Raw genomic sequence first — 22501 nt, 5'->3', positions numbered from 1 at the left:
TGCGCCGGAGGTACAATAAGGGGAGAAACAGCCAGGGAAACGACGCATCAGACACTGGAGGTAGCTATGATTTTTGACACCCACGTGCACACCCGGTTTTCAACAGACTCGCTCATGGACCTTGACCAAGCGATAGAGCAGGCGCGCCAGATGGATATCGGCCTGATCATCACCGATCATATGGATCTGGAATACCCGAAGCCGGACAGCTTCACCTTCGATGTGGACGCCTTTTTCCGCGCCTACGAACCGCGCCGGAGCGAGCGGTTGCGGCTGGGGGTGGAGATGGGCATGCGCAGCGAACTGGTGGAACACAACCGGACGCTGGCCTCGGCCTACCCCTTCGATTACATCATCGGCTCGGTCCATGTGGTCGACGGCGTGGAGGTCGTCGGGGAGCGCTTTTTCGGCGGCCGCTCCAAACAGGCGGCCTATGACCGCTACTTTGACACGATGCTGGCCTGCGTAAAGGCCTATGACTTCATCGACAGCCTGGGGCATATCGACTATATCGCCCGTTACGCCCTGGTGGAGGATCCCGAGATCCACTACAGCGAATTCCGGGAGCGGATCGACCCGGTTCTGGCTGTGCTGGCGGAGCGTCAGCAGGCCATCGAGATCAACGCCCGGCGGCTCGACAGCCCGGCTGTGGTGGAGGCGCTGCTCCCCATTTACCGGCGCTTCGCCGAACTGGGCGGGCGGCAGATCACCGTCGGCTCTGACGCCCATACCCCCCGTGACATTGGGCGGAACCTGAAGGGGGCCTTGGAACTGGCAGAACGTTGCCGGTTGCAGCCGGTCTGGCACAAACAGCGGATGGCCCAGCCAGTCACATCATGAGGAGGAGCCCAGGATGGCGGACATGGTTCATGCCTATTACCCGTCGGCGCTCGGCCTGATCGAAATTCAAGGGACCGACGAGGGAATTGCGGCCGTTTCCTTCGTCGAGGAAGCGCAGAACGGCCCCAACGGCGGCGAAACCACTCCCTTGCCGACTTGCCTGCAAGACTGCGTCCGGCAGTTGGACGAGTACTTTCAAGGCGCCCGCCAGACCTTTTCCCTGACACTGGTGCCCCGGGGAACCGATTTTCAGCGGCGCGTCTGGGAGGCCCTGGCCGCCATCCCTTATGGGCAGACCTGTTCCTACCGGGAGATCGCCGAAGCCGTCGGCAACCCGAAGGCTGTCCGGGCTGTCGGCGGCGCCAACCACAACAACCCCATCGGCATCATCATCCCCTGCCACCGCGTCATCGGCAGCAACGGGAGCCTGACCGGCTATGGCGGCGGCCTGTGGCGAAAAGAGTGGCTGCTCAACCACGAGAAGAGGTTGGACAAAGAAGCATTGCTGATTCCATAAACGGCGTAAGGAACTCCTGGCGCGAGGTCCCGAGTGATTCGATGGGTAAGGCGGAGTCCCGCCCCTTGACGGCTGACGTCTCGCCACTTAGCCCCCAGTTGACGGCTTTGTCACCCATTCCATTCCCGCAGCAATGTTTCCAGCGCCCCTGCGAACCGCCGATCCTCCTCGGCGGTTCTTTTTTTCGGCCCCTTCGTCCGGCCGCCGCCGCGGCGGAAGCGGGCCTTCAACTCCCGCTCCTCCAGCAGCAGGTCGATCCGTTCCGGGTCGTAGAGGCGGCCCGAGGGGCCGAGACAGCGGACCCCCTTGCCGATCAGCATGGCTGCCAGGCCGAAGTCCTGGGTGACGGCCACATCGCCCGGCTCGGCGAGGTTCATCACCTTGATGTCCGTCTCCTGAGCGGCGCCGCCGACGACGACATGGTGATCCGACTCAATCACATGGTTGAAGCTGGCCACCGTCCAGACGGGAACCTGGAAGCGGCGCCCTAGTTCGAGGCTGGTCCGGAGGACCTCGCGGGGACAGGCGTCAGCGTCGATGAGCAGTTTCATGAGAAAACCCCATTCCTTTTTTACATTTTTCTAGCATTAGACCTAGACAAGACGACAGCGATCATGGCGCCGGAGACCCAGGCCGAAGAATAAACAAATTTTTAAAATAAACCCAGCACCCTGTCCGGTTTCCTGATGCTGCATCAAAAACGAGGAAAAGCTTGCTTTTTACCGAAAAGTATACAATATTCTTTTAGGGTTTTCGCCGAATATGGGGCTAATTTACAGCATCGGATCTCCAAAAGCGCGACATTTGTTGCTATAATATTATGACAGAAAAATACCGCCCTCTGGCGGACAAACAGGCAGTAGGCAAGCCTTTCCGGTATCGTGAAGCGTGTCCTGCTGGGAGTCCCGGTTTCAGAGGGGCCTTTTTATGCCCCTTCGCCGGGTGAATTTGTTGTCAGCAATCGAGTGAGTGCAAAAGGAGAGAAAGAGATTGCAAGAAAAGAAATGGATCGGCTTGCCTCCCAAGCAGGGTCTCTATGACCCGCAGTTTGAGCATGATGCCTGTGGCATCGGATTCATCGCCAACATCAAAGGGAACAAATCCAATGCGATGGTCCGCCAGGCCCTGTCCATCCTGATCAACCTCGATCACCGGGGCGCCAAGGGCGCAGAAGTGAACAGCGGCGACGGCGCCGGCATCCTCATGCAAATCCCCCACACCTTCTTGACCAAAGAATGCGCCGCCCTCAACATCGCCCTACCGCCCTCCGGCGAGTACGGCGTGGGCATGCTGTTCCTCTGCCCGGACGCCGATCAGCGCGCCGCCTGCGAGGCTGACTTCGAGCGCATCGTCAAGGAAGAAGGCCAAGCCCTCATCGGCTGGCGCACCGTTCCCACCGACAACAGCAGCCTGGGTGACGAAGCCAAGTCCACGGAACCCTTCGTGCGGCAGGTCTTCATCGGCGCCTCTGACGCCGTCAAGGCCCAACTGGCCGGCGATCCCCAGGCCTTTGAGCGCAAGCTCTATATCATCCGCAAACGGGCGGAAAAAGAGATCCGCCACGGCGGCAAACCCGGCTGCCAGTACTTCTACTTCGCCAGCCTGTCGTCGCGCACCATCGTCTACAAAGGCATGCTGACGCCCGACCAGGTGGACAAGTACTACGTCGAACTGAAAGACCCCGCCCTGGACACCGCCCTGGCGCTGGTCCACTCCCGCTTCAGCACGAACACCTTCCCGAGCTGGGAGCGGGCCCACCCGAACCGCTACCTGATCCACAACGGCGAGATCAACACGGTCCGCGGCAACGTCAACTGGATGCACGCCCGCCAGGCCATGTGCCAGTCCGACCTCTTCGGCGACGACCTCGCCAAGGTGATGCCCGTCATCGACACCAATGGCAGCGACTCGGCCATGTTTGACAACTGCCTCGAATTCCTGCACATGAGCGGCCGCTCCCTGCCCCACGCCGCCATGATGATGATTCCCGAACCCTGGGCCAACCATGAGTCCATGAGCGACGCCAAAAAGGCCTTCTATGAGTACCATAGCTGCATGATGGAGCCCTGGGACGGCCCGGCCGCCATCGTCTTCTCCGACGGCCGCATGATCGGCGCCGTCCTCGACCGCAACGGCCTGCGCCCGGCCCGCTACTACGTCACCAAGGACGACATGATCATCATGGCCTCCGAAGTGGGCGTCCTGGAAGTGGCCCCCGAAAACGTCCTCGTCAAGGAGCGCCTGCACCCGGGCCGCATGCTCCTCGTCGATACGGAGCAGGGCCGCATCATCACCGACGAAGAACTGAAAGAGGGCATGGCCGCCGCCCAACCCTACCGCCAGTGGCTTGACGAGCACCTGACCAATTTAGAAGATCTCCCCGAAGCCCCCGAAACGCCGGAAGCCGACCATGAGACAGTCGTCCAGCGCCAGCAGGCCTTCGGCTACACTTATGAAGACCTCACCAAGACCCTTGAACCGATGGGCAAAAACGGCGTCGATCCTGTTGGCGCCATGGGCCATGACATGCCCCTGGCCGTCCTCTCGGAAAAGCCGCAGCTCCTCTATCACTACTTCAAGCAGCTCTTCGCCCAGGTCACCAACCCGCCTATCGACGCCATCCGGGAAGAACTGATCACCGGCACCGGCACCACCTTGGGACCGGAGAAGAACCTCCTACAGCCCGAGCCCGATTCCTGCCGCCAGATCCGCCTGAAGGCGCCCGTCCTCAGCAACGAGGAATTGGCCAAGCTGCGCTGCATCGACCGGGAAGGCTTCAAGACGATCACCCTGCCCATCCTCTTCAACGTCAAAGAAAACGGCGCCGGCCTCGAAAAGGCCCTGGTCGAACTCTGCCAAGCGGCCGATAAGGCCATCGCCGACGGCTATACACTGCTCATCCTCTCCGACCGCGGCGTCGACGCCGAGAAGGCCCCCATCCCGGCCCTGCTCGCCGTCGCCTGCCTGCACCACCACCTGATCCGTGAAGGCACCCGCCTCAAAGTCGGCATGCTCCTCGAATCGGGCGAGCCCCGGGAAGTCCATCACTTCGCCTTGCTCCTCGGCTACGGCGTCGGGGCCATCAACCCCTACATGGCCTTTGAAAGCCTCGACGATATGATCCGCCAGGGCATGCTGCCTGGCCTGACCCATAAAGACGCCGTCAAAAACTACATCAAGAGCGCCACGAAAGGCGTCGTCAAGGTCCTCTCCAAGATGGGCATCTCGACAATCCAGAGCTATCGCGGCGCCCAGATCTTCGAGTGCGTCGGCATCGCCACCGACGTGATCGACAAGTACTTCACCGGCACGCCCTCCCGCATCGGCGGCATCGGCCTCGCCGAGATCGCCAAGGAAGCCGAGATGCGCCACTGGCGGGCCTTCAACGACCAGCCCGGCCGCGACACCACCCTGGACACGGGCTCCTCTCACCAGTGGCGCACCGACGGGGAAGAGCATATGTTCAACCCCGAGACGATCACCACCCTCCAGGAAGCCTGCCGCAAGGGCGACTACCAGCTCTTCAAGCGCTACTCGGCTGCCCTCAACGTAGAGACCCAGAAGGCGCGCACCCTGCGGGGCCTGCTCAAGTTCAAGAAGAAAAACCCCATTCCCCTCGATGAGGTGGAATCGGTCGACTCCATCTGCCGCCGCTTCAAGACGGGCGCCATGTCCTTCGGCTCCATCAGCCAGGAGGCCCATGAAGCGATGGCCATCGCCATGAACCGCATCGGCGGCAAGAGCAACACCGGCGAAGGCGGCGAAGATCCAGCCCGCTTCGTCAAGATGCCCAACGGCGACTCCAAGCGCAGCGCCATCAAGCAGGTCGCTTCCGGACGCTTCGGCGTCTCCAGCCACTACCTGGTCAACGCCGACGAGATCCAGATCAAGATGGCCCAAGGCGCCAAGCCGGGCGAAGGCGGCCAGCTCCCCGGCGGCAAGGTCTATCCCTGGGTCGCCAAGTGCCGCGGCACCACCGCCGGCGTCGGCCTCATCTCGCCGCCGCCCCACCATGACATCTACTCCATCGAAGACCTGGCCGAACTGATCCATGACCTGAAAAACGCCAACCCCCGGGCGCGCATCAACGTCAAGCTCGTCTCCGAAGTGGGCGTCGGCACCATCGCCGCCGGCGTCGCCAAGGGCCGCGCCGACGTGGTGCTCATCTCCGGCTATGACGGCGGCACCGGTGCTTCGCCTCGGACCTCCATCCGTCACGCCGGCCTGCCCTGGGAGCTGGGCCTTGCCGAAACCCACCAGACGCTGGTCTTGAATAAGCTGCGTGACCGCATCGTCGTCGAGACGGACGGCAAGCTGATGACCGGCCGCGACGTGGTTATGGCCGCCCTGCTCGGCGCCGAAGAATACGGCTTCGCCACAGCCCCCCTCGTCGTCCTCGGCTGCGTCATGATGCGCGTCTGCAACCTGGACACCTGCCCCGTCGGCGTCGCCACCCAGAACCCCGAACTGCGGAAAAAGTTTACCGGCGACCCGGCCCATCTGGTCAACTTCATGCGCTTCATCGCCGAGGAAATGCGCGAAGTCATGGCCGAACTCGGCTTCCGCACCATCGACGAGATGGTCGGACGCACTGATGTCCTCGAAGCGGGCGACGCCGTCGACCACTGGAAAGCCAGCGGCCTCGACCTCTCCGCCCTGCTCTACCAGCCTGACATGCCCGAAGAAGTGGGCCGCTACTGCCGCATGGCCCAGGATCACGGCCTGGACCGCTCCCTCGACATGCGCGAACTCGTTCCCCTGTGCCGCCGCGCCGTCGAACGGGCGGAAGCCGTGGAGGCCTCCTTCAAGATCCAGAACACGGACCGTGTCGTCGGCACCATCCTTGGCAGCGAGGTCACCCGCCGCTACGGCGCCGAAGGGCTGCCGGAAGACACGATCACCTTGCGCTTCACCGGCTCCGCCGGCCAGAGCTTCGGCGCCTTTGTGCCGAAGGGCATGACGATGATCCTCGAAGGCGACGCCAACGACTACTTCGGCAAAGGCCTCTCGGGCGGCAAACTCGTCGTCTTCCCGCCGGCCGTCTCCTCCTTCGTCCCCGAAGAAAACATCATCACCGGCAACGTCAACCTCTACGGCGCCACCGGCGGTGAGGCCTACATCCGCGGCGTCGCCGGCGAACGCTTCTGTGTCCGTAACTCCGGCGCCACCGCCGTTGTGGAAGGCGTGGGCGATCATGGCTGCGAATACATGACCGGCGGGCGCGTCGTCGTCCTCGGCAAGACGGGCCGCAACTTCGGCGCCGGCATGTCGGGCGGCATCGCCTACATCCTCGACGAAGAGGGGATCTTCCCGGCCCAGTGCAACATGGAAATGGTGCTGCTGGAAAAACTGGAGAACCCCGCCGAGATCGAAGAGGTCAAGGGCATGATCGAGCGTCACGTCCAGTACACGAACAGCGCCCTCGGCCAAAAGGTCCTCGCCAACTGGGAAGCCACCCTGCCCAAGTTCGTCCGGGTCATCCCGAAAGACTACAAGCGGATGCTGGCCGCCATCGAGCGGGCCTCCCAGGCGGGACTCAGCGGGGAAGAAGCCATCATGGCCGCCTTTGAAGAGAACAAGCAAGACAAGTCTCGCGTCGGCGGGAACTAAGGGAGTCGCGGCGTAAGCGTCGGGGGCATGGGTTGGTTTTCGTTTCGGATTAACATCCGAAGTGATATCCGGTATACGACAACCGGTGCGACATCCGGTATGACATCCGGATTCAACTCGGTCCGGAGCAACAACCGTACCAACCTCCGCCCGACGCTGAGCCGGCGTCGACAACGAGAACAGGACAAAGAAAGAGAAGTAGGAGGAAAGGCCATGGGCAAACCGACAGGCTTTTTAGAATATCAGCGCCAGCTTCCCGCCGACCGGGAACCCCTCGAGCGCGTCAAAGACTGGGGCGAGTTCCACTATCACATGAGCGAGGAGGACCTGCGCACCCAGGCCGCCCGCTGCATGGACTGCGGCGTCCCCTTCTGCCACACCGGCATGATGATCGCCGGCATGGTGTCCGGATGTCCCCTGCACAACCTGACCCCTGAATGGAACGACCTTGTCTACCGGGGCCTCTGGAAGGAAGCCTGGCTGCGCCTGAAAAAGACGAGCAACTTCCCCGAGTTCACCGGCCGCGTCTGCCCCTCCCCTTGTGAGGGCGCCTGCACCGCCGGCCTCGCCACATCCCCGGTGACGATCAAAAACATCGAGTGCCACATCATCGACAAGGCCTTCGAAGAAGGCTGGGAAGTTCCGACGGAACCGGCCAAGCGGACCGGCAAAAAAGTGGCCGTCATCGGCGGCGGCCCATCGGGCCTCGCCGCTGCCGACCAACTGAACAAAGCCGGCCACAGCGTCACCGTCTTCGAACGGGCGGACCGCATCGGCGGCTTGCTCATGTACGGCATCCCCAACATGAAGCTCGACAAGTCCGTCGTCCAGCGCCGCGTCGACCTGATGGCCGCTTCGGGCATCACCTTCGTCACCAACTGCGAAGTCGGCAAGGACTACCCCGCCGACAAGCTGAAAGAAGAGTTTGACGCCGTCGTCCTCTGCGGCGGTTCCACCAAGCCCCGCGACCTGCCCGTCGAAGGCCGCAACTTAAAGGGCGTCCACTTCGCCATGGAGTTCCTGGCGGCCAACACGAAGAGCCTCCTCGACTCCAACCTGACCGACGGCAACTTCATCTCCGCCGAAGGCAAGGACGTCATTGTCATCGGCGGCGGCGACACCGGCACCGACTGCGTCGGAACCTCCCTCCGCCACAAGTGCAACTCCGTCTACCAGATGGAGATCATGCCTCAGCCCCCCGTCGAGCGGGCCGCCAACAACCCCTGGCCCCAGTTCCCCCGGGTGCTGAAGATCGACTACGGCCAGGAAGAGGCCGCCGCCATCGCCGGCGCCGATCCCCGCCACTACCTCATCTCGACGAAGAAAATCGTCGGCGATGAAAACGGCCACGTCAAAGAAGTCCACACCGTCCAGATCGAATGGGTCAAAGACGAACAGGGCCGCATGATCCCGAAAGAGATCGCCGGCACCGAAAAAGTATGGCCGGCCCAACTGGTCCTGCTGGCCATGGGCTTCCTCGGTCCCGAGGATCAACTGCTCACCCAACTGGGCGTCGAGCGCGACCCCCGCTCCAACGTCAAAGCCGACTACGGCAAGTTCGCCACCAACGTTCCCGGCATCTTCTCCGCTGGCGACATGCGCCGCGGCCAGTCCCTCGTCGTCTGGGCCATCAGCGAAGGCCGCCAAGCAGCGCGGGAAGTGGATAAGTACCTGATGGGGACGACGAATTTGCCGTAACAATTGGGCCATGATATGGGCGTGAAGACCGAAGATGTGAAAAAGCGCATCTTCGGTTTTTCTATGGCAAATATTTAGTTGGTATGAAAAATGAGGAATGCACATAGCAGCCTTTTGTTATGCTTGAGACATAGGCATGCGTCACTTGGTAAAAGCACAGGCCAGATCTGTTGGCAGTCGCCAAGCGGAGGAATGCAATAATTCTACAGTATGCGAAAAGAGGCAGGGGTAGATGATGGGGATGAACCGGAGACAATTCCTCACTATCGCTGGCGTTGCGCTGACCAGCGGGATGGTCAGCGGCTGTACATCCCAGGCACTGCGCCCGGAAGTTGCGCCGAGAGAGGCGTTAGGCGAGGGCAACAATGGCGCAGTTGCTCATGGGAGCGACAAAGACGCTGTGGCGAAGGGGCAGCCGGTGGCCTGGGAAACACTGATCTTCAACGGGATAGTCGTAGACGGGACCGGGGCCGCCGCTTATACCGGCGCGGTGGCTTTGCAGAAAGACCGGATCGCGGCGGTGTTGCCGGCCGGCAGCGGGCAGCACTGGGAACAGGGCCGTTTTTTCTGCGCCGGGAAAAGCTACCTGCCTCCGGCCAACTGCCAGATCATCGACGCCCAGGGCGCTTGCGTCACCCCTGGCTTTGTCGACGTCCACACCCATAACGAGGTCTACCTGGGCACCAATCCCCAGGCGGAGGTGCGCCTCTTGCAGGGTGTCACCTCCCAGGTGGGCGGCAACTGCGGCGATTCCGTCAACGGCATCGGCGAGTTCCGCCGTCGCCTCGGTTCCCTGGGCGTCAACTACGCCCAACTGGTCGGCTACCGGAATCTCCGCCGCCAGGCTTTGGGCGGCGACGCCACCCGGCGGGCGACAGCGGCTGAAATCGAACGGATGATCGCGCTGCTGGAAAAGGGCCTCGACGAGGGGGCGCCGGGCTTGTCCATTGCCTTGGAGTATGAGCCCCAGTCGGCGGTCACCCCCGACGAACTGGACCAGTACGCGCAGGTTTTGGCCCGGCACGGCAAGCTGCTGACGGTCCACCTGCGCAGCGAAGGGGACCGGGTGTTGGAAGCGCTCGATGAGGTGCTGGGTGTCGCCCGCCGCACGGGGGTCGCTCTCCAGTACGGCCATGTGAAAGCCCTTTTCCAGCCCAACTGGTCCAAGTACCCCCGCATTCTGGCCGCTCTGGACGCCGCTGTCGCCGAGGGGATCGATATCTGGGGCGACATGTATGTCTATGACTTTTCCTCCTGGGACTTCGGCACCAACCGGGTGTCCATCTCTGAGGAGAACATCATCCGGGGACTTGCCCACCCACGGCTGTTCATCACCAGCGACAGCGGCCTCTACGAAAACGGACGCGCCAACCACCCCCGTGCCTATGGCAACGCTTCGCGGGTGCTGGCGCGCTATGTGCGGGAGAAGCAGTCGCTCTCCTTAGAGACGGCGGTGGCCAAGATGAGCGACCTGCCGGCGCGGCGCTTTGGTTATACGGACCGGGGACGTTTGGCCGCCGGGAAGAAGGCCGACCTGCTCGTCTTTTCCCTGGAAAAGGTGCAAGACCGCGCCACACGCCAGCAACCGGCGATCAAGGCCGAGGGGATGCGCTACGTCTTTGTCAACGGCGTCAAGGCCGTCGATGAGGGAACGCCGACGGGCGCCAGGGCGGGGGAGTGGCTCTGAAGGAAAAGGTGCTCCTCCACCATGGCCGCCAGGTTGTGGAGCGATCGGATCTGCACCTCCGGCGAGTAGCGCGGCTGTTCATCCATACAGGCTTCGGTGGTGATGGAGGAAGGCCGTTGCGCCAGAATGTGCCGGAGGATCGTCCGGGCGTAGCGGTTGCGCTCGATCTCCCGGTGGGCGGCATTGCGGCCGTTGACAAGGGTGCGGTAGCTGCCGGTGAAATGGTAGCGGTCGGTCGCCAGCAGGGCCAGTTGCCGGCGGAAGCGGTGATCGGCGGAAGGCGCGAAGACCAGGCGTCCATCGCGAATGAAAGCGCCGTAGCGTTCCAGGCAGGTTTTTTCGGCGGCATCAGCCGGGGTCAGACAAGCGGTCGTCTGAGCGGGACACTGCCGGAGCCCCCACAGGGACTGGTAGAGGTGCTCCACGTCGATGAGCACACGGCAACCAAAGGCATCGGCCAGGGCGGAAAGATCCCGGTGAAAGACGCCGACACAGGTGATCGGGAAAATCCGGCCCGTGGGGATGCCTTTTTTCTTTTCGAGGCGCACCCAGGGCAGGGTCTCCAGGTAGAGGTTGCAGGCCCCTTTATGACTGCCGTTATCGCTGGTGTTATGGTCGTGGGCAGGGGAGAGGAGCGTAAGTTTCCGCTGGCAGTCATCAATGATGCGAAGGTAATCGCTGGCGCCGAGGGACGGGTTGCCGTCAAAGGCGTAATCACCGGCGTGGAGGACGCAGTAGAGCGGGCTTTTTCCAGCCAGCCAGTCGTTCAACAGGACCACCTGCTCATCGTTCAGGTTATGCAAACTGGGCAGGTGTAAGGAAAAGGGAAGGCCCATCTCCGCAGTGATGGCAATCAGACGGTCGGCGCCAGCCAATACCCCTTCTACGTCGGAGAGCGGGTTGTAGTTGATGTTGATTTCGATGCCAAAGGGAAGACGAGGAAAGGTGTCACGAACTGTCTGGAAGGAAGCAAGGAGGCGGTCTACCTCTTCGGCGAAAGAGTACCGCATCGACAGCAGCAAGTGGGGTCGTTCCGGCCTCTGGTTATTGGTCATGGGCAAACCTCGTTTCTGTAGCGGAATTATCTCTGTGTATGTTATGGAATTTCCTGTGCAAATTCGATGATGAAGGCTTTCTCAATAAAGGGGTAGAAGGTGTAGAGCCCTCCTATAGGTTGGAGCGACGTTTACTCCGCATTTTTATTATAGCAATATAAGATAGTAAGGCAGTGAGACGGATGACTATATTTTGCCATAACAGGCTAAAATATTAGCCAGGAGGTAAAATATATGTCTTCAGAAACGAAAAAGCGAATCGAAGTAGCTCTTGCTGAGATGGGCAAGTCGAAAGGTTGGTTGGCTGAACAGGCAGGAATAAGACAGGGGAGTTTGTCAAAAATTCTTGCCGGAAGAGTAAAGCCTAAGTTGGAGACTGCAAAGCGAATTGCCAAGGCGTTAAATAAAAGAGTAGAAGATTTATTTCCGGACAGCTAAAGAAGCTGTCTGTTTTTCCATGAATTAGAATTTACCCTATGGGAAATATTTTTATCCTACAGGAATAAACAATAACAAAGGCTCCAAGGTTGCCGTCACTCAGGAAGGAGGTTAACGCTCGATTGTGAAAATTGCGGTTCACATCTGTACACTCATCTTAATCGAAATTTTGTTCCATTAACATCACCCATATAATATCGGGAAAACCCTTATTGCGCGCTGGGACTGGAAATCTCAGTGCGCATTTTCACATGTAGTTTCCAGTTGGTCCGATGAGCTTGAAATCAAGAGAAATCATTTAATCCACCGTACAGGGGATGATTCTGGAGCGGATTTCCAAGCGTTTGGTTACTGGAAATGCAGGAATTCCGGAAGAGGGCGTCGAAATGTGGTGGGCACTGCATTTGTGATTGTAATAACTAACGATATGATCTGTAATGACTGAATTTTTTATCTACGAAGGGGTGGAACTGGATGTGTCGGTGTCAGCATATTCATCCGGCACAGCCGTTCCAGCGGGGGCCGCGTGTAACCCGCATTGGGACGGTTACCCTGCTCACCCTTTTCCTTATGGCAGCGCAGTTGTTTGCGGCCCTGATCCAGCCGGCTCAAGCCAATCATACCGTATCATCGCCCCGCAAGCACGTCTTGATCCTCAATTCCTACCACAAAGGATTCGTCTGGACGGAAGATGTGGTCCGGGGGATCGAGTCGGTGCTCAAACCGCTGGAACTGAAGCTAAACCTCGAATTATATACGGAATACATGGACACGAAGCGGTACAACGCCAACGATTACGAGGAGCGCATGTACCGTTATTTGCAGGAAAAGTATCGGCAGGATCATTTCGACCTGATCATCGCCTCGGATGATGACGCCATGAATTTTTTGCAGAAGTACCAGCACCGCCTCTTCTCCAACGTGCCCGTCGTCTTTTGCGGCGTCAACTACTACCGGGGAGAGAAGTTCAACCGCCAACGGGTCACTGGCGTGGTGGAGGTCAATGACATCGGGCGCAACGTGGAGATCGCTCGCAAGCTCCAGCCGGGTTTGAAAAAGATCCTCTTTCTCAATGATCAGACCTTTACCGGCCGGTCGCAGGTGAAGGTGCTCCAGGAAGCGCTGGCGCCTTTCGGCGATTCGATCCAGTACGAGGTCTTCGATGACTGGGACCTGGCCGAACTGCGCGCCAAGCTGGAGAGCCTCGATCAAGACACGATGGTCTTTCTGCTGATCGCCTATTACCGGGACAAGTCCGGAGCGACCTATACGAACGACCAGTACATCCGCGTCGTCAAGGAGTATTGCAAACAGCCGGTCTACGGGATCTGGGATTTTTATCTCGGCAACGGCATTGTCGGCGGCATGCTGACGAGCGCCTTCACCCAAGGGGAGGCGGCAGCCCAGTTGGCCTTGCGGGTCCTGCAAGGGGAAAAGCCTGCCGATATTCCCGTCGTCATGGAAGGCCCCAACCGGCTCGTCTTCGATGACCAGCAACTGCGGGAACTGCATCTGAATGAAACCGACCTCCCCGAGGGGAGCGCTGTCGTCAACAAGCCCCAGAGCTTTTATGAGACCAACAAGGACATCGTTTGGAAGACGCTGCTGCTTTTCGCTGGATTGCTGCTGGTGATCGCCGCCCTCGCCGTCAACATCGTGCGCCGCACGTCGAAGCGGAACTCATGGAGATGTATGAACAACTGGAACGGCGGGTCGAGGAGCGCACCCGCCAGTTGGAAGTGGCCAACGTGGACTTAAAGGGCGCGATGGAAGAGTTGGAGCAGGCCCAGGAGCAGTTGATCGAGTCGGCCAAGATGGCGGCCCTCGGCAAGTTGGTAGCCGGTGTGGCCCACGAGATCAACACGCCTGTCGGCATCGGTGTGACGGCCGCTTCGCACCTGCACAAAAAGACAGCAGAACTGGCCGCGCAATTTCGTGAAAACCAGTTGAAAAAATCAGAGCTCGACAAGTATCTCGCCCTCAGTGACGAAGCCTCCGAGATTATCCTCAAGAACCTGGAGCGGGCATCGTCACTCATTCAGGGGTTCAAACAGGTGGCCGTCGACCAGTCGAGAGAGAACCGGCGCCTGTTCAACCTGAAAGAGTATATCGGGGAAATCTTGATGAGCTTGCAGCCGAAGCTGAAGAACAAGGCCTATCGGATCGAACTGGACTGCCCGGACGATCTGGAGGTAGACAGCTACCCTGGCGATTTCTCTCAGGTGTTGACCAACCTGATCATGAATTCGTTGATCCACGGCTTTGGCGAATGCGGCCATGGGACGATCCGCATCGATGTCCGTCCGGAGGGAAACCGGGTGCGCCTCGTCTATGCCGATGACGGCCGGGGAATCCCGGTAGAGCATCGGGAGCGCATCTTTGAACCCTTTTTTACGACCAACCGCGCTCAGGGCGGGACGGGACTTGGCTTGAATATCGTGTACAATCTGGTGACGCAGCGCCTACGGGGGAAAATCCGCTGCGAGAGCGCCACCGGAAGAGGCTTAGACGCTGGAGCGGGAGCTGGCTCAAAGTGGAACCCAGACGCATCAAACTCAAACTCAAGCTCACGCTCAAACCAAAGCTCACGTTGGAACGCTGGCTCAGGAACACGCTTCATTATTGACTTTCCCCAGAAATGAGGTGACAGAACATGCGCGATTCGATCCATCCGAATGACGACGATTTGTTATTCTTCGCCACAGAGGAGGATGATGGCCAGGGTCGGGGAGAGAGCGGCGCTTGGAAGGTGCTGGTCGTCGACGACGACCCCGAGGTCCACAAAGTGACCCGCGTTGTCCTGGCGGGGATGCGCTTTGACGAAAGGCTGCTGGAGTTTTTCAACGCTTACTCGGCGGCGGAAGCCAAGCGGATGCTGCGCGACCATCCGGATGTGGCCGTCATCCTGCTCGATGTGGTCATGGAATCCGATGACGCCGGATTGCATCTCGTTCGGCACATCCGGGAAGAAGTAAGAAACAGCATCGTCCGCATCGTGCTGCGCACAGGCCAGCCGGGCTACGCCCCGGAAGAACGGGTGATCGTTGATTATGATATCAACTGCTATGTGTCAAAGACGGAATTGACGGCCCAGAAGCTCTTTTCGACGGTCTATGTGGCCCTGCGGGCCTACCGGGACATCCGGACCATCGACCTTAACCGACGGGGCCTCGAACAGATCATTCAATCGTCGGCCAACATCTTTCGGATGCAGTCGATGCGCATGTTCGCCACCGGCGTGCTCACCCAGTTGACGTCGCTCCTGCGGCTGAACCGGAACGCCATCTACTGCCAGATGTCCGGCTTTGCCGCCACCAAAAACGAGCGGGACTTTTACATCCTGGCAGCCACCGGCGACTACTCGCCCCTCGTCGACCATTCCATCCGCACCGCCGTCAGCCCCGCCGTCCGGGAGGACCTGGAGCGGGCGATGCGGGCCGGCCAGAGCCTGTCGCTGGGCAACCGGTATGTAGGTTATTTTCGCAGCCAGAACGGTTCGGAGAACCTGGTCTACCTGGAAGGCTTCAACGGCTGGAGCGACTGGGACCGCAACTGGGTGGAGCTCTTCTGCTCCAACGTGGGCATCGCCTTCGACAACATCAGCCTCAACGACGAAATCGAATCGACCCAGCGGGAGATCATCTTCACCCTCGGCGGCGTCGTCGAGGCGCGCTCAAAGGAGACGGGCTATCATGTGAAGCGCGTGTCAGAGTACTCGCGGCTCCTGGGCAAGCTCTACGGCCTCAGCCGGGAGGAGACGGAACTGCTGCGCCTGGCCTCGCCCATGCATGATGTGGGCAAGATCGCCATTGAGGACGCCATCTTGAACAAACCGGGCCGGCTGACGCCGGGCGAGTATGAGCAGATGAAAAAGCACACCCTCGCCGGCCACGAGATGCTGCAGCACTCCAACCGGCGCATCCTGCGCACAGCCGCCCAAATCGCCCTCGAACACCATGAGAAGTTTAATGGGAGCGGCTACCCCTTCGGCCTGCGTGGCGAGAAGATCCACATCTACTCGCGGATCACGGCGGTGGCCGATGTCTTTGACGCCCTCAACAACAACCGCATCTACCGCGCCGCCTGGCCGATCGAGGATATCCTGGACCTCTTTAAGCAGGAGCGGGGGCAGCACTTCGACCCCCATCTGGTCGACCTGATGGTGGAAAATCTCGATGAGTTTTTGAAGATTCATCAGGCGTTTCCGGACGACTGACCGTTAACCCCAGTTGTAAAGACACAAGCCGCAATGATAGATTAAATTGAGCACGAAAAAAACCGAACCGCCCTCTATTTCGGAGGAGCGGTTCGGTCAATTCATTCCAGTTTTCGCCAGCAAAGGATCAGCCGGCAGCGTTTTGGGCCATGGAAACGGCGCATTCTTTGCAGACGATCTTGTTGCGGAAATTCTGCACATCGATGGCGCTTCCGCAGAAGATGCAGGCCGGTTCATACTTTTTCAGGATGATTTTTTCGGCATCCACGTAGATTTCCAGGGGATCCTTCTCGTCGATGCCCATCGTCCGGCGCAGTTCGATCGGAATCACAACACGGCCCAGTTCGTCTACTTTGCGTACAATCCCAGTTGACTTCATGTCACTTGACTCCTCTGTTCGACTTTATTCGACAACGTTCTACACCCTGATTGTACCAACCGTGCCAAGTAACGTCAAGATACATTTTTAAACGAAATGAGGAAAGATGTCATGGGAAACAAGGTCTCCCAATTTTACCGTATCGAAAAAAATTGGGTCGAAAGCGCGGCCACGCTTGTGGGGATGTAACTTTTGGCAGTTCTCAAGGCGGCACATATTTTTTTGCCAGCAATCCTATTCTACCTGTGGAAAGGCAATGACTTTTTCTCAGGAGGAATAGAGCATGACCGTATCACAGCAACTCAAACAGACTGTCGCCGGCCTGAAAAGCGCCGTCGGCAGCCTCGAACAGTTCGCCATTCAAACGCAGGACCAGAATGCCAAGAACCTCTATACGAATGCCGCCCAGCAGGCGCAGCAGATCGTCAGTTCCCTCGAACCGAGGGTGCAGGAAATTGAAAAGGAAGAACCTCAGTACAAGGGTTTTTAGCCCGAGCGGTTCTTCTGTTCTTGAAGAACTGAAAATGAGCGTTCGGGCCGGATCGTTGATCCGGTCTTCCTTATATGGAGGTGGATTCCGTGACGGTAAGCGGGCAGGTCAAGACGACGCTGGCCAGCTTAAAAGGGGCTCGTTCCACCCTGGAAAGCTTCGCCGCCGTCGAGGAGAACCTGGAGGCCAAAGAGGCCTACAGGCAGAACCTGCAGCGTCTGGACCGAGTGATCGACGGGATGGAAAAGCGGTTGCAGGTGCTGGAGTTTGAGGAGCCCCAGTATAAGGGGTTTTGAATAAGGAGTTTAGCCCATGCCTGAATGGTTGATCGCCTTTATCCGCGCCGCTGCCGTCTTCCTGCTGATTTTAGCAGGCGCAAGGCTGCTCGGCAAGCGGCAGCTATCCCAGTTAACGCTCTTCGACCTGGTGACGATCGTCGCCATCGGCGTTGTCGCCGGGGCGGTATCGCTGAACCTGGCCGGTGATTTGACGAGCGTGCTCATGTCGCTCGTCGTCTGGATCGGCTTTCCCCTCGCCCTCTTCTACCTGTCCATCAAGTTCAAGACGGTGCGCGACCTGGTACAGGGTAAAGAGACGATCCTGATCAACCACGGAAAGGTCCTCGACGCCAAGTTGATGGAGGTGCGCATGAGCGCCGAAGACCTCCTGAGCCAGCTCCGGCGGAAAAACGTCTTTAACTTCGCCGATGTGGAGTTTGCCATGCTTGAACCGGACGGGGAATTGAGCGTCTTTCTCAAGAAGGACAAGCGACCTGTCACGGCGTCGACGTTGGAGATGAAGGTGGGCCATGAGAGCGTCCCCCAGACGGTGATCATGGACGGGATCATGATGGACGAGCCGCTCACCGCCATGGGGCTCAACCGGCGCTGGCTCCATGAGGAGTTGGAAAAGATCGGCCTGGCGCCGGAGAATGTCTTCCTGGCCCAGGTCGATTCGGTGGGCCAACTGTATGTGGACCTCTTCGATGACGCCATCCATCTGCCCCAGCCGAAGACGAAGGAACTGCTCTTCGTGAACCTGAAAAAGGCCCAGGCCGACTGTGAACTCTACGCGTTAGCCACGAGGGATCGGGCGGCCAAGCAGATGTATGCGGAAGCGGCCGGCCTGATGGCGGAGATGGTCGACGATTTGGAGCCGCTGCTGAAGCGCTGAAATTGATGCCTAAAGTGGAAGCGCTGAAGTTAAAGCGCTGAAGCGGAACGCTGAAGCTGAACGCTGAGGGGAACACCTTTGCGGAGGGGGAACGACCCTTGTCGAACAAAAAGAAGAAGAACTTGACGCCGGTCCAGCAGGAGTACCATGACTTTTCCAAGCTCCGGGAGCCGAAACGGCCGGTGGTGAAGAACTGCCTCTGGGCTTTTTTCGTCGGCGGCGCCATCTGCCTGCTCGGTCAGGTCATTCAGAACTTCTTTCTCTGGCACTTCAATTTCAATGAAAAGACGGCCGGCAACCCGACGGTGGCGGTCATGATCCTGCTTGCCGTCCTGCTCACATCCTTCGGCGTCTACGACCACATCGCCCAGCGCGCCGGCGCGGGGACCGCGGTGCCGGTGACCGGTTTTGCCAACTCCATGGCCTCGGCCGCCATTGAACACCGGACAGAGGGCTATGTCCTCGGCGTCGGGGGCAAGATGTTCAAGCTGGCCGGGCCGGTCATCGTCTTCGGTGTCGTGGCGGCCTTCGTGGTGGCCTTGATCAAGACGCTTCTCGGCATGGCGGGGGTTGGCTAGTATGCAGCAAGGACATCAGAGCTGGCGCTTTGCCAATCAGCCGGTCATTCTGGCCACCGCTGCGGTCGGGGGACCCTTTGAAGCCCAGGGGCCGCTGTCCAAGGACTTTGACCTGCTCCATGGCGACCTCTGGCTGGGACAGGCCAGTTTCGAAAAGGCCGAACGCAAACTCCTGGAAGAGGCGTGCGAGGTGGCCATCCGCAAGGCGGGGCTGCAGAAAAAAGACATCGAGTTTTTCCTCTGCGGCGACCTGATGAACCAGATCACGGCCAGCAGTTTCGCCGCCCGGACGATGGCGGTGCCCTATTTGGGGCTCTTCGGCGCCTGTTCCACCTCCATGGAGGGGTTGGCCCTGGCTTCGCTGCTCGTTGACAGTCGCGCCGGGCGGTATGTTCTCTGTGGCACGTCGAGCCACAACGCGACGGCGGAGAAGCAGTTTCGCTACCCCACCGAATACGGCGGCCAGAAGCCGCCGACAGCTCAGTGGACCGTCACCGGCGCCGGTGTGGCGGTCATCGCGCCGGAAGGGGAGGGGCCTCGCGTGACGGGGGCGACCATCGGCCGCATTGTCGACATGGGCATCACGGACCCCTTCAACATGGGCGCGGCCATGGCGCCGGCGGCGGTGGACACGATCACCGCCCACTTCCGGGACTTCGGCATCTTCCATGGGGAGTACGACCTGATCGCCACAGGTGACCTGGGCAAGGTGGGCCACCACATCGCCAAAGACCTCTTTGCCAAACACGGCATGGCCATTCCCGAGGAGAAGTTTGTCGACTGCGGCCTTCTCATCTATGGCCCGGACCAGCAGTCGGAGGTGATCGCCGGCGGGAGCGGCTGCGGCTGTTCGGCCACCGTCACCTACGGGCACATCCTCAACCGGATGAAGCAAGGTGAACTTCGCAAAATCCTGATCGTCGCCACCGGGGCCTTGCTGTCGCCGATCACCTACCAGCAGAACGATTCCATCCCCTGTATCGCCCATGCCGTGGCGATTGAGCGGGGATAGTCGCTGCGAGGGGGCGCGGGGCAGGGCAGTCGAGACAGAATGATTGGAAAAGGGAAAGGTGATTCGGTTTATACGGGAGGGAAGCATGATTTATGGAGACCTACTTTTGGGCTTTTGTCGTGGGCGGGCTGATTTGCGTCATCGGGCAACTACTGTTCGATGTGGCGAAACTCACCCCGGCCCATACGATGACCCTCCTCGTCGTCTCCGGCGCCGTCCTGGATGGGCTGGGACTCTATGAACCGCTGATCGATCTGGCCGGCGCCGGGGCGACCGTCCCCATCACCAGTTTCGGCAACGCCCTGGTGCACGGAGCGATGGCGGAAGCCAAGTCGACAGGACTTGTCGGCATCCTGACAGGGATCTTCAAAGTGACCAGCGCCGGCATCTCGGCAGCGATCATCTTCAGTTTTATCGCCTCCTTGGTCGCCAAGTCGAAGGGGTAGAGGGCAACAGTCGCGATGATGGGGTGATGGCTATTCAGTGTGACCATGATATCCACTGCGCTTGTGCGGTCGCCGAGAGCGCGAAGAAGGGTTGAAGTTGATGCAGTTTGATCACAAAGGGCGGTCGCCTGTCCGTCGAGTGTTATCGTTTATGCACCGGCGGCTGTATCTCCCACAAAGGCAATCCGGCGTAAGCGCTCCTGCTTTGGCGGTCCTCTTTTTGGCCTTTGCCGTCTTCTTTAGCGGCTGCGCCGCCGGCAAGTCTACGGCGAAAAATAGTGACCTCAAAGAGCCGCCTTCCCGGATGGATCCGATGCTTGCCCAGGACATCAAAGGCGTGGCCAAGTCGGTGCAAGGCGTCGACGATGCGACGGCCTTCGTCATTGGCAGTGACATCGCTGTCGGGGCCAAGGTGAGCGGCTTTGACCGCCTGCGCCTGAAGAGCATCCGCGGGGCGATCGACAAGAAGATCCGCGAGTCCTATAAGAACTACCGGATCCATGTCACCACCGATAAAAAACTGTTCAAGCAGATCCAGCAGATAGAGGATCAAGAAAAATCTCCGGGGGACGCGCCGCCGGAGATTGAGAAGAACTTCCGCAAGATTTTGTTGGATAACGATGCGCCGTAAATTAAGAAAAAACACCTCAGGCCAAGCCTGAGGTGTTCGTATGTTTTAACTGAATTACCAGCTATTGCGGCGGCTGTTGAAGCACTCGCGGCAGTAGACGGGCTTGTCGCCGCGGGGCTGGAAGGGAACCATGGTCTCGACGCCGCAGGAGGCGCAGACGGCGGGGAACATTTGACGATCTTGACGGGGTTCGGGGGAACCGCCGCCACGTTGGGCTTTGCGGGCAGCCCGGCAGCTAGCGCAACGGCCAGGCTCGTTGGTGAAGCCTTTTTCGGCGTAGAATTCCTGCTCAGAAGCGGAGAACAGGAACTCGCTGCCGCACTCTTTACAAGTGAGGTACTTGTCTTGGTACATGAGAAATCCTCCTCGATATTCTTTGCCCGTGCTAAGGAGGTACCGCATCCCATCACTTCCCTTAGCCGGTGGCAATCGAGAAGGGTGTCGTCCATCCGTAAGCAATGCGAGCTTATGCTCAGTATAACCGATGGATTGCTGGTTGGTAAAGAAAAAAACGGCGAGTAACATAAGATCTTCCACCGATCGGCCTTCGGAATCATTGTCCGTGGACGGCGAGAGGACGGTCAAATTGAAGCTGAAATATCAGCGGAATATTAGCCGGAATAACGGCGGACAACGATGATAGAGCAGAAGGATGTGGATAGGGTAAAAGGGTATTGGGAGATCGGAAAGCCTATCGAGGTCTGAAAAAATCAAAGGGCTTCCCGGCGAACAGGCGTGTCATCCAGGATGCGTTTTTGCCGTTCGGGTTGGCAGGGGCCGGGACGGACCGGTCGAGGATATCATAAATCTCGCCCATTCGTTCCTTGGCATGTTCATACCCGCGCTCAATACAGAGTTCCGCCTTGTCGAAATCGAACATGCCGATGCCGCCCACCTGGGGGCGCAGCACGAGGTCGGCGCTTTGGGCGGTCCGCTTGGATTGGCTGGCCACGTTGATGGTGGTCACCCGGTGGACGATCGACATGAAGGTGTCAAAAGGCTCGTCGACGGGATCGGCAAAAACCAGGTCGACAGCGATGACGATGTCGGCGCCGAGGGCGCGGGCGGCGGAAGCGGGGCAGTTTTCCAGGATGCCGCCGTCGACGAAGAGGTGATTTTGGTACTCGACAGGTTGAAAGAGCAAGGGGATGGCGCAGCTCGCCTGGACGGCCCGGGCGACAGAGATGTCGGTAAAGACATCGGCGTCAGGAACGGGATGGGCCAGCGGTTGGGAGGTGAAGAGCGCTTGCCTCCCTTGTCTCAGGTCGGCCGATAAGATGGCCACGGGGCTTTTCAGATCGGCCATCCGGGCGTCTCCTGTTTTCTCGGCGATCAGTTCGAAAAGCTTTTTGCCTCGCACAAGGCCACGCGTCTGAACGTCGTTTCGGAACAGTTTGCGCAGAAACTGGCCGTAGTCGTAATCGAGGTAACGCCGGTCGATGGAAGGGACGAAATCGATCAGTTCCTGGGCGCTGTAGCCGAAGCCGTAGAGGGCGGCCACGATGGAGCCGGAGCTGGTTCCTGTCAGGCAGTGGATGGGGATGCGCGCTTCTTCGAGGGCTTGCAGGATTCCCAGGTGGGCGCAGCCGACGATGCCGCCGCCGCCCTGGGCAATGCCGATTTTGTTCAATGTTGCCGGCCTCACTCTATCCAGTCTGGTTTTGCCGTTGCGGGGACCTTTTCAGTTTTCGCCGGAATATCCGGGTTATGCGAGCAAGCCACTGGCTTGCT

At 59.5% G+C, this 22501-nt stretch carries 21 protein-coding genes; 16 read left to right on the top strand and 5 right to left on the bottom strand.

Features of this window, described 5'->3' with window-relative positions; translation table 11 throughout:
- The first annotated feature begins 66 nt into the window (after positions 1–66).
- Entirely contained in the window at positions 67–840 is a 774-nt protein-coding gene (locus AC0CW1_RS10925; protein WP_488183083.1) for a histidinol phosphate phosphatase, read from the top strand.
- Between the two features lie 13 nt (positions 841–853).
- The gene (locus AC0CW1_RS10920; protein WP_488183082.1) at positions 854–1357 is read left to right on the top strand and encodes a methylated-DNA--[protein]-cysteine S-methyltransferase; all 504 of its coding nucleotides are present in this window, start codon (positions 854–856) and stop codon (positions 1355–1357) included.
- A gap of 110 nt (positions 1358–1467) precedes the next feature.
- On the opposite strand, the gene AC0CW1_RS10915 is transcribed toward AC0CW1_RS10920, so the two are convergent.
- The gene (locus tag AC0CW1_RS10915) at positions 1468–1908 is read right to left on the bottom strand and encodes a YaiI/YqxD family protein (protein WP_488183081.1); all 441 of its coding nucleotides are present in this window, start codon (positions 1906–1908) and stop codon (positions 1468–1470) included.
- A gap of 439 nt (positions 1909–2347) precedes the next feature.
- Here AC0CW1_RS10915 and gltB point away from each other — a divergent pair, with 439 nt between their 5' ends.
- The 3 genes from gltB (at position 2348) to AC0CW1_RS10900 (ending at position 10352) form a co-directional block, all read left to right on the top strand.
- Positions 2348–6967, top strand: coding sequence for a glutamate synthase large subunit (gene gltB, locus AC0CW1_RS10910; protein ID WP_488183080.1), 4620 nt, complete (start codon positions 2348–2350; stop codon positions 6965–6967).
- 213 nt (positions 6968–7180) lie between these two features.
- Positions 7181–8665, top strand: coding sequence for a glutamate synthase subunit beta (locus tag AC0CW1_RS10905; protein WP_488183079.1), 1485 nt, complete (start codon positions 7181–7183; stop codon positions 8663–8665).
- 241 nt (positions 8666–8906) lie between these two features.
- Positions 8907–10352 carry an N-acyl-D-amino-acid deacylase family protein gene (locus tag AC0CW1_RS10900; protein ID WP_488183078.1) on the top strand — a complete coding sequence of 482 codons (1446 nt, stop codon included), beginning with the start codon at positions 8907–8909 and terminating at the stop codon, positions 10350–10352.
- Here AC0CW1_RS10900 and AC0CW1_RS10895 read toward each other — a convergent pair.
- Complete coding sequence (locus AC0CW1_RS10895) at positions 10277–11407, bottom strand: hypothetical protein (protein WP_488183077.1); 1131 nt, start codon at positions 11405–11407, stop codon at positions 10277–10279. The genes AC0CW1_RS10900 and AC0CW1_RS10895 overlap by 76 nt on opposite strands.
- A gap of 234 nt (positions 11408–11641) precedes the next feature.
- Here AC0CW1_RS10895 and AC0CW1_RS10890 point away from each other — a divergent pair, with 234 nt between their 5' ends.
- The 4 genes from AC0CW1_RS10890 to AC0CW1_RS10875 all read left to right on the top strand — a co-directional run bounded on the left by AC0CW1_RS10890 (position 11642) and on the right by AC0CW1_RS10875 (position 16061).
- Complete coding sequence (locus AC0CW1_RS10890) at positions 11642–11845, top strand: helix-turn-helix transcriptional regulator (protein WP_488183076.1); 204 nt, start codon at positions 11642–11644, stop codon at positions 11843–11845.
- Between the two features lie 474 nt (positions 11846–12319).
- The gene (locus tag AC0CW1_RS10885; protein WP_488183075.1) at positions 12320–13603 is read left to right on the top strand and encodes an ABC transporter substrate-binding protein; all 1284 of its coding nucleotides are present in this window, start codon (positions 12320–12322) and stop codon (positions 13601–13603) included.
- Complete coding sequence (locus tag AC0CW1_RS10880) at positions 13528–14487, top strand: sensor histidine kinase (RefSeq protein WP_488183074.1); 960 nt, start codon at positions 13528–13530, stop codon at positions 14485–14487. The genes AC0CW1_RS10885 and AC0CW1_RS10880 overlap by 76 nt, the downstream gene beginning before the upstream one ends.
- Positions 14488–14498: 11 nt before the next feature.
- The gene (locus AC0CW1_RS10875) at positions 14499–16061 is read left to right on the top strand and encodes a DUF3369 domain-containing protein (RefSeq protein WP_488183073.1); all 1563 of its coding nucleotides are present in this window, start codon (positions 14499–14501) and stop codon (positions 16059–16061) included.
- A gap of 127 nt (positions 16062–16188) precedes the next feature.
- Here AC0CW1_RS10875 and AC0CW1_RS10870 read toward each other — a convergent pair whose 3' ends face one another.
- Positions 16189–16440: an AbrB/MazE/SpoVT family DNA-binding domain-containing protein gene (locus AC0CW1_RS10870; RefSeq protein WP_012282061.1), complete on the bottom strand. Its 252-nt coding sequence runs from the start codon at positions 16438–16440 to the stop codon at positions 16189–16191.
- A gap of 283 nt (positions 16441–16723) precedes the next feature.
- Here AC0CW1_RS10870 and AC0CW1_RS10865 point away from each other — a divergent pair, with 283 nt between their 5' ends.
- The 7 genes from AC0CW1_RS10865 to AC0CW1_RS10835 all read left to right on the top strand — a co-directional run bounded on the left by AC0CW1_RS10865 (position 16724) and on the right by AC0CW1_RS10835 (position 20770).
- Entirely contained in the window at positions 16724–16930 is a 207-nt protein-coding gene (locus AC0CW1_RS10865; protein WP_488183072.1) for a DUF1657 domain-containing protein, read from the top strand.
- A gap of 89 nt (positions 16931–17019) precedes the next feature.
- On the top strand, positions 17020–17226 hold the full coding sequence (locus AC0CW1_RS10860) for a DUF1657 domain-containing protein (protein WP_488183071.1): 207 nt from the start codon (positions 17020–17022) through the stop codon (positions 17224–17226).
- Positions 17227–17242: 16 nt separating this feature from the next.
- Positions 17243–18103, top strand: a complete 861-nt coding sequence (locus AC0CW1_RS10855) for a DUF421 domain-containing protein (protein ID WP_488183070.1) — start codon at positions 17243–17245, stop codon at positions 18101–18103.
- A gap of 98 nt (positions 18104–18201) precedes the next feature.
- The gene (gene spoVAC, locus AC0CW1_RS10850; RefSeq protein WP_488183069.1) at positions 18202–18681 is read left to right on the top strand and encodes a stage V sporulation protein AC; all 480 of its coding nucleotides are present in this window, start codon (positions 18202–18204) and stop codon (positions 18679–18681) included.
- Between the two features lies 1 nt (position 18682).
- Positions 18683–19693, top strand: a complete 1011-nt coding sequence (gene spoVAD, locus AC0CW1_RS10845) for a stage V sporulation protein AD (RefSeq protein ID WP_488183068.1) — start codon at positions 18683–18685, stop codon at positions 19691–19693.
- Between the two features lie 92 nt (positions 19694–19785).
- Complete coding sequence (gene spoVAE, locus AC0CW1_RS10840) at positions 19786–20139, top strand: stage V sporulation protein AE (RefSeq protein WP_488183067.1); 354 nt, start codon at positions 19786–19788, stop codon at positions 20137–20139.
- Positions 20140–20239: 100 nt separating this feature from the next.
- Complete coding sequence (locus AC0CW1_RS10835; protein ID WP_488184137.1) at positions 20240–20770, top strand: YhcN/YlaJ family sporulation lipoprotein; 531 nt, start codon at positions 20240–20242, stop codon at positions 20768–20770.
- A 54-nt stretch (positions 20771–20824) separates the two neighbouring features.
- On the opposite strand, the gene AC0CW1_RS10830 is transcribed toward AC0CW1_RS10835, so the two are convergent.
- Together AC0CW1_RS10830 and AC0CW1_RS10825 are read right to left on the bottom strand one after the other, a co-directional pair.
- Positions 20825–21124: a zinc-ribbon domain containing protein gene (locus tag AC0CW1_RS10830; protein WP_488183066.1), complete on the bottom strand. Its 300-nt coding sequence runs from the start codon at positions 21122–21124 to the stop codon at positions 20825–20827.
- Between the two features lie 337 nt (positions 21125–21461).
- Entirely contained in the window at positions 21462–22400 is a 939-nt protein-coding gene (locus AC0CW1_RS10825; RefSeq protein ID WP_488183065.1) for a patatin-like phospholipase family protein, read from the bottom strand.
- Positions 22401–22501: the final 101 nt, after the last annotated feature.

The sequence above is a fragment of the Heliomicrobium sulfidophilum genome (assembly GCF_057715735.1).
Note: the sequence above shows the minus strand (reverse complement) of the source record. Positions and strands in the feature narration are given on the sequence as shown.

Excerpts from the sequence above, each read along its gene's own strand:
- AC0CW1_RS10925 (WP_488183083.1), top strand. The coding sequence starts at position 67 with ATGATTTTTGACACCCACGTGCACACCCGGTTTTCAACAGACTCGCTC.
- AC0CW1_RS10920 (WP_488183082.1), top strand. The coding sequence starts at position 854 with ATGGCGGACATGGTTCATGCCTATTACCCGTCGGCGCTCGGCCTGATC.
- AC0CW1_RS10915 (WP_488183081.1), bottom strand. The coding sequence starts at position 1,908 with ATGAAACTGCTCATCGACGCTGACGCCTGTCCCCGCGAGGTCCTCCGG.
- AC0CW1_RS10905 (WP_488183079.1), top strand. The coding sequence starts at position 7,181 with ATGGGCAAACCGACAGGCTTTTTAGAATATCAGCGCCAGCTTCCCGCC.
- AC0CW1_RS10900 (WP_488183078.1), top strand. The coding sequence starts at position 8,907 with ATGAACCGGAGACAATTCCTCACTATCGCTGGCGTTGCGCTGACCAGC.
- AC0CW1_RS10895 (WP_488183077.1), bottom strand. The coding sequence starts at position 11,407 with ATGACCAATAACCAGAGGCCGGAACGACCCCACTTGCTGCTGTCGATG.
- AC0CW1_RS10890 (WP_488183076.1), top strand. The coding sequence starts at position 11,642 with ATGTCTTCAGAAACGAAAAAGCGAATCGAAGTAGCTCTTGCTGAGATG.
- AC0CW1_RS10885 (WP_488183075.1), top strand. The coding sequence starts at position 12,320 with ATGTGTCGGTGTCAGCATATTCATCCGGCACAGCCGTTCCAGCGGGGG.
- AC0CW1_RS10880 (WP_488183074.1), top strand. The coding sequence starts at position 13,528 with ATGGAGATGTATGAACAACTGGAACGGCGGGTCGAGGAGCGCACCCGC.
- AC0CW1_RS10875 (WP_488183073.1), top strand. The coding sequence starts at position 14,499 with ATGCGCGATTCGATCCATCCGAATGACGACGATTTGTTATTCTTCGCC.
- AC0CW1_RS10870 (WP_012282061.1), bottom strand. The coding sequence starts at position 16,440 with ATGAAGTCAACTGGGATTGTACGCAAAGTAGACGAACTGGGCCGTGTT.
- AC0CW1_RS10865 (WP_488183072.1), top strand. The coding sequence starts at position 16,724 with ATGACCGTATCACAGCAACTCAAACAGACTGTCGCCGGCCTGAAAAGC.
- AC0CW1_RS10855 (WP_488183070.1), top strand. The coding sequence starts at position 17,243 with ATGCCTGAATGGTTGATCGCCTTTATCCGCGCCGCTGCCGTCTTCCTG.
- spoVAD (WP_488183068.1), top strand. The coding sequence starts at position 18,683 with ATGCAGCAAGGACATCAGAGCTGGCGCTTTGCCAATCAGCCGGTCATT.
- spoVAE (WP_488183067.1), top strand. The coding sequence starts at position 19,786 with ATGGAGACCTACTTTTGGGCTTTTGTCGTGGGCGGGCTGATTTGCGTC.
- AC0CW1_RS10835 (WP_488184137.1), top strand. The coding sequence starts at position 20,240 with ATGCAGTTTGATCACAAAGGGCGGTCGCCTGTCCGTCGAGTGTTATCG.
- AC0CW1_RS10830 (WP_488183066.1), bottom strand. The coding sequence starts at position 21,124 with ATGTACCAAGACAAGTACCTCACTTGTAAAGAGTGCGGCAGCGAGTTC.